The sequence below is a fragment of the Arthrobacter sp. GQ119 genome, assembly GCF_059759125.1.
Genome location: NZ_JCAXEA010000095.1, coordinates 1 through 315 on the forward strand (window position 1 = coordinate 1; position 315 = coordinate 315).

Sequence of the window (315 nt, forward strand, 5' to 3'; positions counted from 1 at the left end):
GGTGCTGGGGTCGAATGAAGTGGTCATGTCAAGCTTTCAGTGATCGTAGGGTGGGAATTCCGCCGGTGGGTATGGATCGGCTGCCGGCAAATTCCGCCTCTGTTTGTCTTAGGAGGTGACTGCCTTGAGTGCCTGGTGGAACCTGGACAGGCCGCTCTGGATTTCCTCGCTGCTGACATTGAGCGGCGGGATGACGCGGATGACGTTGCCGTGTGGTCCGCAGGTGAGGAGGAGGAGTTCTTCCTTGATGGCGGCCTGCTGGACGGCGAGGGCGGTGGCGGCATCGGGGGTGTTGTCCGGTGCGGTGAATTCGAT

Annotated in this window: 1 pseudogene; it reads right to left on the reverse strand. The window is 61.0% G+C overall.

The features are described from left to right. Window positions 1–108: 108 nt before the first annotated feature. A pseudogene (locus tag AC6CH3_RS23510) lies at window positions 109–315 on the reverse strand (aspartate aminotransferase family protein); the annotation flags it as partial.